Annotated in this window: 7 protein-coding genes and 1 pseudogene; 5 read left to right on the top strand and 3 right to left on the bottom strand. The window is 65.9% G+C overall.

Features of this window, described 5'->3' with window-relative positions; translation table 11 throughout:
- Together A4R44_RS52815 and A4R44_RS47590 are read left to right on the top strand one after the other, a co-directional pair.
- On the top strand, positions 1 to 765 hold a 765-nt coding region (locus A4R44_RS52815; RefSeq protein WP_198545588.1), incomplete at its 5' end, for a transposase.
- 286 nt (positions 766 to 1,051) lie between these two features.
- Positions 1,052 to 1,332, top strand: a pseudogene (locus tag A4R44_RS47590) (IS21 family transposase); the annotation flags it as partial.
- Here the strand turns inward: A4R44_RS47590 and A4R44_RS37560 are convergent.
- Positions 1,292 to 2,863 carry a hypothetical protein gene (locus A4R44_RS37560; protein ID WP_067591840.1) on the bottom strand — a complete coding sequence of 524 codons (1,572 nt, stop codon included), beginning with the start codon at positions 2,861 to 2,863 and terminating at the stop codon, positions 1,292 to 1,294. The pseudogene A4R44_RS47590 and the gene A4R44_RS37560 sit on opposite strands and share 41 nt — an antisense overlap.
- Positions 2,864 to 3,475: 612 nt before the next feature.
- On the opposite strand from A4R44_RS37560, the gene A4R44_RS37565 reads away from it, so the two are divergent.
- The 3 genes from A4R44_RS37565 (at position 3,476) to A4R44_RS37575 (ending at position 7,591) form a co-directional block, all read left to right on the top strand.
- Positions 3,476 to 4,030, top strand: a complete 555-nt coding sequence (locus A4R44_RS37565; RefSeq protein ID WP_198545589.1) for a hypothetical protein — start codon at positions 3,476 to 3,478, stop codon at positions 4,028 to 4,030.
- Between the two features lie 1,169 nt (positions 4,031 to 5,199).
- Positions 5,200 to 6,489 carry a recombinase family protein gene (locus A4R44_RS37570; RefSeq protein ID WP_232791957.1) on the top strand — a complete coding sequence of 430 codons (1,290 nt, stop codon included), beginning with the start codon at positions 5,200 to 5,202 and terminating at the stop codon, positions 6,487 to 6,489.
- A 214-nt stretch (positions 6,490 to 6,703) separates the two neighbouring features.
- Complete coding sequence (locus A4R44_RS37575; RefSeq protein ID WP_067591847.1) at positions 6,704 to 7,591, top strand: toll/interleukin-1 receptor domain-containing protein; 888 nt, start codon at positions 6,704 to 6,706, stop codon at positions 7,589 to 7,591.
- Positions 7,592 to 7,624: 33 nt separating this feature from the next.
- On the opposite strand, the gene A4R44_RS46705 is transcribed toward A4R44_RS37575, so the two are convergent.
- Both A4R44_RS46705 and A4R44_RS46710 read right to left on the bottom strand, forming a co-directional pair.
- Positions 7,625 to 9,148 carry a helicase-related protein gene (locus tag A4R44_RS46705; RefSeq protein WP_095213853.1) on the bottom strand — a complete coding sequence of 508 codons (1,524 nt, stop codon included), beginning with the start codon at positions 9,146 to 9,148 and terminating at the stop codon, positions 7,625 to 7,627.
- Positions 9,115 to 10,704, bottom strand: coding sequence for a DEAD/DEAH box helicase (locus tag A4R44_RS46710; RefSeq protein WP_095213854.1), 1,590 nt, complete (start codon positions 10,702 to 10,704; stop codon positions 9,115 to 9,117). Before A4R44_RS46710 ends, A4R44_RS46705 begins: the two co-directional genes overlap by 34 nt.
- Positions 10,705 to 10,775: the final 71 nt, after the last annotated feature.

Genomic DNA, 10,775 nt, shown 5'->3' on the forward strand with positions numbered 1-10,775 from the left:
ACTCAGACCTGCGTGGTGCACTTGCTGCGCAACAGCTTCCGCTACGCGGGCCGTCAGCACTGGGACGCGATCGCCAAGGCCCTCAAACCGGTCTGCACCGTGCCGGCCGAGGCCGCCGCGCGCGAGCGGTGCGCCGAGTTCGCCGAGACCTGGGGCAGCCGGTATCCGGCGACCGTGCGGTTACGGGACAACACCTGGCCCGAGTTCGTGCCGTTCCTCGCGTTCGACCCGGAGAACCGCCGGGTGATCTGCTCCACCAACGCCATCGAGAGCGTCAACGCCCGCATCCGCCGCGCCGTGAAAGCCCGCGGCCACTTCCGCAGGCGAGCAAGCCGCGCTCAAGTGCGTCTGCATGGCGATCACGAGCCTCGACCCGACCGGCACCGGCCGCAAACGCCGGACCATACGCCGGAAACCCGCCTCNGCGTCAACGCCCGCATCCGCCGCGCCGTGAAAGCCCGCGGCCACTTCCACAGGCGAACAAGCCGCGCTCAAGTGCGTCTACATCGCGATCACGAGCCCCGACCCCACCGGCACCGGCCGCAAACGCCGGACCATACGCCGGAAACCCGCCTCGAACGCCTTCGAGATCGCCTTCAACGGCCGCCTGGCCGCCGGACACAAGTAGTTCCCCTTCAACCCGAGTTACACCGCTCGTTTGACAGACCCCGGCGCTGGCTGGGGCACGCGCTGGTTGGCCAGTGCGGCGTCGGTTGTCAGCTGGGCAGTGGACATGCCGGGTTTCTGCTTGGGCGCGGCTCCTGAGGAAGAAGCGGTGCTGGGAGAGGTGAGGTTGACGAAGGGCTGGGGTGTTTTGCGTTTGCCGAATCCGTACGCGGTGAGGCCGGATCCGCGCGGGCGTGCGGCGAGGCGGGTGAAGTCTCTGTCGCTGGATGTCGGCGGACAGTGAAAGATCCCCATCGGCGGCCAGTCATCGCCCCGCTCGTGGCCGGGGAGTTCCCCGCGGACGGCCAGACATCTCCCCGGTGACGTGTCCGTTTCGTCGTGCGGCAAGGCTCGCGCGATGTGAAGACCAGCAGGGAGATCCTACGAGGCGTATGACCTCACGGGGAGCTACCGGGCAGCGGCGGCGCTGGCCGGGTGCGACCACCACACGGTGGCGCGGTGTCTCGCGTTGCGGGCTGCCGGGGACAGCCCAATCGAGCGGGAACACCGGGCGCGGCCGATCGACGAGTACCTGCCGAAAATCGAGGAGCTGGTGGTGCGCTCCAACGGCAAGGTCCGCGCGGACGTGGTCCACAAGCGGTACTAGTTGCATTCGGGCCGGGTCTCATCGACGCTCGAGCAACTCGGCGACGTGGTCGGCGACGGGCTTGAGTTCGCGGCACACTAATCTGCGGATGGTTCCAACATGCCGGAGGCGAGGAACGGTCGACGGAAACCGGGTGAACTGCGGACGCTGGTCAATGGTGAAATGAAATATTCCGGTGAGAGGGAAGTCCCACGGCATGCCCTTGTCGCAGCGCCCGGGCGGTGGGAGATTCGGCAGATCGGGCAACGGAGGCCAGAACTCTCCATCCGCTGCGGTTGCGCGAACGGTATTTGCGTGTCGAACCTTGTCCCGAAAAGTGTAGTAGTCTGTTTCGTTGTATACTAGAAGCAGCAGCCGGGCGGGAGTGGAAACGCGGACCACTTCTGTGAATTCCCATACTGTCCCCTCGCCAGGCGACGCTGTCATGATGATGGCGTGCGCTCCGTGGATCAGGCTGCTCAGCGTGTCCTTCCAGTCGTCGATCGGCAGGTATCCGCGTTCGGCGCCGAGTTCGGGCAGTCGTTCGCCCGGCTGGCCGATCGCGATGATGCGGCCGAAGCCCTGAAACTGCCGCATCACGAAATTTTCGTGCGTCAACCCCGGCAGCTCGAATGGCGAGCGGGTGAGCCAACCGGGCGCCTCCGTTGGAGATGAGGCCATCGCGGCGTCGGCGGAGAAGGGACGGAGGTAGAGCAGATATCGTTGTCCGTCGAGGGATTCGAAAGAGTCGATGGTCCGGTGGAGGTGTTGTCTGCCCCGCTTGAGGACAATCGGGGACACTGCGAAGAGCAGAATGCCAAAGCTCAAGATCGCGATCAACAGTGTCAGTCGAATCCAGGACGGGATTTCCTGGAGGCTGCCGGCTGTCTCTGTGAAGAAGGTCCGATAAAGGAGTGCGCCGCTGAAGGTCAGGAAAAGACCGAGCACTCGGCATGTCCAGCCCAGCGTGACCAGCAATCTCCCCAAGCTTCGACGCTGAGCGGTTGAGATGGGGGCGGGCATGCGCACGGGTGGCTGCCCGCTCAGCGTGGTTGCCGTGCGGCCCTCGGCAGAAAATTCCTGCTGGTGAAGATGTGGCTCGTCCTCCTGGTGGGCGAACCCTCTCAGCGCCGCCAATACGACCAGCGTCCAGGGAATTGATTGATGGGAAGCGAGATGGTCGGACATCTGAACGGCGACCGACGAGGTAGCCGCCGCGAGTGCCAGAACGTTCCACGCCGTCACCGGAGTGACAGAACGAGCGGCCGCCAGCGCTCGGATGCTTGCCGCAGCCGCCCAAGTGCCCATGAGGAGGATGAGCAAGTCGATCGCGAAGAGCGACAGGAACAGCGGCACGGCGGTGTCGGGCTCGCTGTCGGGGCCGACCATGAGCCCGCCTTCCGCGGCGAGCGTGGTATCCGCAAAGCTTCGAGCTGAGAACCACGCGATACAGAGCGTCGCGGTGAGGATGGCCCATTTCAGCAGTTCTGGCGGTGGCGTGGTGGACAGTCTCCCGGAGAGCCACCCTTGGCGGGGAAAGAGCACGGCCGCGGTCGCTTGGAACAGAACCGCCATGGCCACGATCCAGGTGACCTCGGAACCCGACAACACCCGCCGATGATCGCTTCCCACGAGCTTTCGCGTCGCTAACATCGGAAAAGCGGCACCGTACGGACGCGCCGATCACTCTAACGGAGCAGGCGGGGTTGCCTTGTCGACGGTCGACGCAGAACGAGGCGCGTTCCGGCGGAGATGCAGGCAGATTCGGTACCCGCGGCGAGGCAGCCGAGCTGGCGTTGGCTCCGGTGGTCTTGTGCGGCGCGGCATCGGGCGAGGGAGTGCTCGCACCCCGCACAGGCTCAGTGCCCGGTGGATCCGGCGTTGGGCGTAGAGCTCACTGGTCTCGGTTTCCGAGGTGTCGTGTCGGTGGAGGCGAATCAGGGCGACGGCGGGGCGGGCCGACTCGAGTTGAAGCGAGGACCGCGAAGCGGCTGTGTCGGCAAGCCTGACGGCGTGCCGGTGCTCCCCCCTGACAGGACCGCCGTGGCTCACTCAGTACCGGTCCGAGTGCTGGTGAGCAGGCACCGGCCCCGGTGGCTAGCGGTTTGCCCGGAGCGGCCGGCTTTACTGCCTCGCGCCGTGGCCGGCTGCCGTCGACGAGGGCATGCCGGCGTTGTTCGCCTCCGGCGGCGACTGAGCCGCGGACCCGGCTAGAGTGAGCGGGTGCCCGAGTTCCTGGCCCGGTATTTCCGACCGAAGCCGATCGACGTCGATGTCGTGCGCGGTGGCCTGTGGACAGCGGTCGACGCCACGGCTTACGCCGGTGAGAAGGCCGCCTACCAGGCCGCGCTCCTCGACCAGTACAAGATATACGTCGAAATGGCCGATCGGATCAGCGCTCGCCGAGCGGTGGCGAACGGGTTCTTCCTGAGCCTGAACACAGCGACGTTGACCGCGGCGGGTGCGTTGTGGGGCTCGGCGTTCCTGCGGTCGTGGTTGCTGTTCGTGCCGCTGTGCCTGCTGTTGGCGCAGACCGCGGCCTGGTTCTGGATCGTCCGCTCGTACCGGCAGCTCAACTCGGCCAAGTACATCGTGATCGGGATGATCGAAGAACAGCTCCCCGCATCGCCGTACTGGCGGGCCGAGTGGCAGGCGCTGGGCGAGGGCAAGGACAAGGCGCTGTACTGGCCGCTCACCCACCTGGAGCAGTGGCTGCCGGTGATTCTCGCGGTAGTTTACGTCCTCGGCTTCGTCGTCGCGGTGGCCCTGCCGCGCTGATCTGCTGGACGCAGTAACGGTTTCTCGCAGCACAATGAGCTCCTCCCCGACGCGTGCGCCGAGCGGGAACGTCTTGATACAAGACGGTGCACGAAGGGGGGTCTGCCTGTCGTGAACCAGGCCGTAGCCGCAGGCTCGGACCAGGCCGAAGGCGGACGCGCATCAGGCGCTGGCGAACGGGATCCGTGCGGATGACGGCGTTCTGGCCGGGAAACGCCCGGGGCCTCGGGCCGCCGCGCGACTATGGCGACCCGGGTGCCATGCCGGAATGCGCCGCTGATCCGGTTCGGCATCGCGTAGTTCGGCCAGCCAGCTGGGGCATCCAGCGCGGACCCGGGTGCTGGAGCTGCTGGGCGCAGCGGGAGCACGCGGTGGCCGAGGTCGGCATCGAGCCGGCGAATCTCTCGCAGCAGCTGGCGGTCCAGATGCACGGTCGCCTCGACCGACCTGGCGACTGCCTAGTCGACCGCGCGGGCGGAGCTGGAGATGGTCGGCAGAAGCAGGTCCGGGTGCTGCCGGGTCATCTCGGACATCGGGGCTGCCCCGTCCTCGAATACGGTGGCCAGGGCGGCCGGGGACTTGCCTGTGGGCCATTTCTGAGGCAGCTGAGCCACGCCGCCGTTCGGGTCGCACACCGGCCGCCATCAGCCGTGCGAAGTAACCCGCGACGTCCAGGACCTCGGGAACGCCCCGGGCGCGAGCATGTCGCGGTGGAGCTGGGGTTGCCGACGATGGAAGCAGGCGTGCATTACGCGCGTCCGGAGCAGGACCGGCACGCGTGAGCGGTCGCGGCGGTGCTGGGCGCGGCGGTCGGTGAAGGAGCTGGAGGGGTGGCCGCCGGCGGACAGGACCGCGTTTCTGCGCTCGGGGGAGAAGCGGGGTAGAGGGCTCGGGTTGGCAGTAGTGAGTGTGGTTACGGAGCATGGCGTGGAGGACGTCGCAGCGGCGGCGGGCTGGGGGAAGGCGGTGTTCTCGTTGAAGTGCTGGTGTGTGGACAGGCAGTGGTGGAGGCAGCCGGGCATGCGGTTGAAGAGGTTGCGTTGGGCGGCTGCGTGGCGGTCACCGGTTTGGCGCCGGCTTACCGGGTTGATCTTTGGGTCCCGGAACTGGGCGGGAAGTTCGACGCCCGGAATCCGTCGCACAAGATGCTGATGAGCGCCCTCGGTGGGATGAGTGAGTCGGAACCTCAGCATGTGCAGGCGCGGGTCCGGTCGGCGATGGACGCGCAGGTGATCAACGAAGGACGGCATCAGGGCGGCCGGGCACCGTACGGGTACCGGGTGGTGGACGGAGGTCCGCATCCGAATCCGCGGAAGGCGGCGGAGGGGTTCCGGCTGCGGGTGCTGGAAATCGATGAGCCTGCGGCGGACGTGGTGCGTCGGATGTTCGCCGAGTACTTGGCAGGCGTGGGCGACCGGGTGATCGCGCGTGGGCTGAACCAGGACGGCATCCCGTGTCCGTCGAAGGCGCGGCCGGAGCAGAACCGGCACCGTCCGGAGGACGGCTGGCAGGGCTCGACTGTGCGCGCCATTCTGGAGAATCCCAGGTACACGGGCTATGCGGTCTTCGGGCGGTGGACGAAGCACGAGCGTCTGCTGAATCCGGACGATGTGAGCGCGGGTTACGTTGTCCGGTTCCGGCGGTCGGATCCGGGCACCGTGGAACTGGTGTCGGTCGAGACCTTCGCGCAGGCACAGCTGCTGCGGCGGTCGCGTGGTGCTGGCGGGATGCGCGGTATCGCGAAGCTGGAGCGGGACCGCCCCACGTCGAAGAACGTCTACCTGCTGAAAGGTCTGATTCGCTGCGAGATCTGCGGACGGAAGATGCAGGGTGCACCGATCCGGAAGGCGGTCTACTACCGCTGCATAGCCCGGACGCTGGCACCCGGATCACCTGCGCTGGCAAGCCACCCGAAGACGGTCNAGACGGTCAACCTGCGGGAAGACGTCGTGATGCCCGCGTTGAACGGCTGGTTGTGTCAGGTGTTCGACCCGGCGAACCGGGACGACACGGTCGCCGCACTGGTGGCTTCGCAGGGCGGGACGCACTCGACCGGCAGAGAGGCGGCTGAGAAGCGGCTGGCTGATGCGGAGTCGCGGTTGCGCCGACATCAGGCGGCGATCGAGGCAGGCGTGGATCCGGCTGCGGTGGTCGAGGCGATCAACACGGCGCAGGCGGAGCGGGAGGCGGCGCGCGCCGAGTTGCAGCACTTGCCCAAGGCGACCGTGATCGAGGCGGCGGAGGTCTACGCACGGCTCGATTCGATGGACGACGTGGCCCGAGCGCCGAACTCCCGGACGCCCGAGCGGATCACGGGGGTCTACCAGGACCTCGGCGTGCAACTCCGCTATGACAACAAAAAAGAGACGGTCGTAGTGACCGCCTCTCCCCGTGTGTCTAACGTGTGTGTCCGAGGGGCGAGTTGCTCACTAACCACAACGCTCGAACTCGGCCAATGAACGCATACAGGATCTCGCCCCTTGTTCCGTAGATGGCTTCACGCCTCACTAGCGTTCGAGTTGTCTTCGTCCACACGACGATCCGTGGTGTGGAGGCCGGTTTCCCGTTGACTCCTTCGGCGGCAACTTGGGAAAGGGGTCCGCGCACGCTCGCTGCAAGCAGGCGACCTAAGATGACCGGATGCTTGGCCGAGGGCAACAATATGATCTTGCCGTGTCGTTCGCCGGGGCGCAACGGGCCTTGGCGAGGCAATTCGCCCGTGAATGCGAGTCGCTGGGACTTGTCGTCTTCTTCGACGAGAACGTCACCGAAGAGATGTGGGGTCGCGACTTCATCACGGAGTTTCGCCGTGTGTACGGCGGTAAACTGGCCCGGTACGTCGTGCCATTCCTGTCCGTGGAGTACTTCGACAGCGGCTATCCGATGGACGAGTTCTACGCCGCGATCGCGTATGCCATCAAGCGCGGGGATGACCCTTACGTGCTGCCGATCACGGTAGGTGACGTCGAGATACCGGAGGAATTGCTGCGGTCCTCGATCGGCTACCTCCGCTCGGAGAACTACTCGGTGGAGCAACTCGCGCAAATCGCTGCTAAGCGCGTGAGCGGTTCCGGTGATGCCATGCCAACACCTGCGCCGACGCCGATCGCAGCGGTCCAGTTGCCGAAAGTGGCGCCGACCGACTTCAGTCAGTTCGGTACTTTGGAGTCGGGTCTAGCCACTCTGAGCGAGCACTTCCGTCGGGCCGAGTCGTCGCTCGCGCCGTTCGGTTACTCGTGCCACGTGAGCACGGGCGGCAGCTCTCTCGAAGTCCGAGTCGAGTCGCACGGCCGCCAGGTGTACGGGCTGAAAGTCCAGCTGCAGGACTGGCTCGGTAGTGACCGGCTGACGATGTCCCACGGGTGGCCCAGGCCATCAGGCGGCGCAATCAACGCGTGGGCGACCGCAGAGTGGGACGCGGAAGCCGGCGAAGGCCGGTTCAGGTTCAGCCACTTCAGCCGCACGACCCCGGACAGGCTGTTGTCAGCCGATGAGCTCTTCGACGTTCTGTGGCAGAACGTCATCGACTTCATCGAGCAGACGCAGGGTCGCAGGGCTTAGGCCCGCGACCGTCTGCGTCGGCACAGGGGAAGTTCAGTCGACAGGCGGCGGAAAGTCGAACGGCTCGTCCGCGTCGTCGGGCTTGTCCGCTTTCTCGGCCGCGGCGAGCAGCGCTGTGACGAGATCTGGGTCGTCGACATGAGCAAGCAGGTCGCGTTCGTGCGCGTCGAGGATCGCCCTGGCGGTGTCGAAACCGTCCCGCGCGAGGTCGAGGCAGGCTTCCCGGTCGAGACGCCGGTGCAGATGACGCAGGACGGGCACCAAGCCAGCCGGGACGCCGAGCTCGAGTTGTGCGGGAAGGATCTCGGGTAAGGCGCCTAGGTCGGCACCCCGGTGCACGACCAACGCGATGTCAATCACGGCTTCGATGACGTCACTCGTCCGCCGAGCGGCCTGCTCGACCGGTCCGGTGCTCGTCACCTCAACGAATTGGTGCTGGACGAGCTCGCGCTCGATCATCGGAAGCACCACGCCGCGGCTCCAGCGCAGGCACGCGAGACTTCTCCTGGCACGTACCGCTCCGAGGCTCTGCGGTTCATAGTCACCCAGGAGCCGATCCAGCAGGGGTTCGGCGATCTTCTGCAAACGCAGACTCTGCTGAAGGGTCTGCCACTCCTTGCGCCAGTGGCCGGTCGGCAACGAGAAGCGCATGTCCTGGAGCTCTTCGGTGAGGTGTGCGGCCGCGATAAGGGTCGTCCTGTTCAGCTGGGTGGCCTCGACCGCGCGGAGCGCCTCGGCGATGACGATGACCGAGTCGACGCTGAGGCCGCTGCGAAGGGCGACCTTGCCCAGCGCGGTGAGCACGTAGCCGCCGTCGACCTTCTCGATCAGCCCTTCACCCACGAGCCCGGCCATAGCGCTGGAGATTCGGCCGGGTGAGAAGGAGCGGACAGAGAGCCCGACATCGTTCAGGTACGCCGCGAACGTCCACGTCAGGAATGCGTTCACGTGCGCTTCCGACACCGTGTTCAGGTCCGAAACTGGCCCCGCGAAGGAGAAGAGGATCAACGAACGCAGGTCATGCCCGGTCAGCGGAGACCGCACCGGCTCCGGTACCGCGGTGACATAGTTACTCCACTTCTGTTCCGCGTCAACGGGTCCGTGGGCGATCACGATGGACCGACCCCTCGGTGCGATACCCGTACGACCTGCGCGCCCGGCCATGTTCCGGTACTCCGCCACCGTGTACGGGCGCTCGGGTTCGCCGGGGTGGCGGAGGCGGTGGATCACGACGGCGTCTGCGGCGAGGTTCAGTCCCTGTGACAGCGTGGTGGTCGCGACGATGACGCGGATTTCGCTGTCATGGAAGCGAAATGCCCGCTCGACAGCAAGCCTGGCGTCTTCGCCGAGATCCGAGATGTGGAAGGCGACTCCACCTTTCAGGCATCGCAGGAGTTCCTCGACAAGCCGGCCATGGCCTCGTCCGCTGAGCGCTGCGATAGTGGCCGCTGCAGGGCGGCCGAGTTCACTCGCGAGCTCACTGGCGAACCGGACGGCCTCACGACGCGTGGCCATGAACACGATCACCTGTTCACCCGTGTCGGCGAGTGTGCGCACGACACGCGACAGCAGAGTGTCCTCCTCACCTGCGGGAGCGAGGGGAACGACCTGTTCTTGCCGATTCTCGTCGAGGTGGCGGTACGTGCCGTCTTCGGTGACACGCCCTCAAGCAATGGGACATCGCCGTGGGTGGTGGCCACCAGCTCCGCACCGAGCCATTCGGCGAGTTCCCGGGCCTTGCCGAGCACGGCGGACAGTCCAACGATCTGAGGGACCGGTCCGGTGAGGCGCCGGAGCCTGATCCACGTGAGCAGGAGCTCCAAGCCTGGGCCCCGGTCGGGCGACGCCAGTGTCTGGATCTCGTCGATCACGAGCACGCTCGTCCTCGTGAGCAGCTCCAGGCAACCCGACAGCAGGGCGCTGTACTTCTCGTAGGTCAGGATCGCGACGTCGAAGTCACCGATGACCAACGCCCTGGTCTGGTCCCGCAGTTCGCCGGTGACCCGGATTACACGGACACCGATTGCTGAGTAGGTCCCCTGAAAACGGTCGTACTGCTCGTTCACCAGGGCGCGAGTGGAAAGTAGGAAGACGGCGCGACCGCCGTCCGCAACGGCACGAAGCGCCGCGAGTTCGCCGACTAGCGTCTTGCCCGCCGAGGTCGGCGCGCTGACCAGGACGTTGCCGCCGCGGAGAATCTGTCCGTCGTTGATCGCAAGGAGCTGAAGCTGGTTCAGGCGTGAATACCGTTGTTCCCACACGACGATCGCCAGGTCTGGCACACCCATTCCGGAGAGCGAGGAAAAGGCCGGGGTGGCGTGCCGGGGAGCAGTGTCCTCACCAATCGTCCGGAAGTTCGCTCCAGGGACGAGGACCGGCAGCGAGACGTGCCTTGTCCGGCGCGTGCCCACCGGGGTCTGCTGCACCGTACCGGGCTCGGGCGGATGCGGACGGAGCTTGCTCGAGACATGGCCAGCCAATTTCAGCAGAGAGACGCGGTCACCGTCGCAGACCGCCGGATGACCGCGTAAGCCCTCCAACAGGTAGTGGGTAAGCAGACCGTGCCGGAACTCTCCGCTCTCCCGAACCTCCTGGTCGGCTTCGGCCGCGGCGATGACGAAGATCTCCTCGCCGGCTACCGACTCCAGTGCTGTGAGTGGACCGCGGATTGCGTCCCTGTGCTCGGGCTCGCGCAGCACCTTGGCCGCCGCCCGACCGGAGAAACTGCAGTCCAACACGAGCACAATCGCTTCTGCCCTGATTCCGCCCACCAATTCGAACAGCTGATCGAGGCCTAGGGCTGTCTCCGTGAGGCGATCCGGCTCGGCGTCCCTGGTGGCCAGGAAGCCGTCGTGCGTGCCGTGCCCGGAGTAGGTGAACACCACGATGTCCTGCTCCGTGCTCGACGCACGTATGTGTCCGATTTCTGTCGTCAATCTGTCCTTGGTCGCCGCCGCGTCGAGCATTAAGGTGGCCTTCTCGCCAAAGGTGTCCAGGAAGAGGGCGTGCAGTGCGATTGCGTCATTCTTCGCGTACTTCAGCTGACCAAACTCCGGAGACTCGTAGTTGTCGACACCGATGAAGAGGCCATGAAATTTCTGCTCGTATTCCATGGAACGACACGATAGTTCAGCCGACGCGGCAGAGAAATAACGTTGTCCCAGCTCTCCCAGATCAAGGAACT

This window comes from Amycolatopsis sp. M39, assembly GCF_001651785.1.
Taxonomy (GTDB): domain Bacteria; phylum Actinomycetota; class Actinomycetes; order Mycobacteriales; family Pseudonocardiaceae; genus Amycolatopsis; species Amycolatopsis rubida.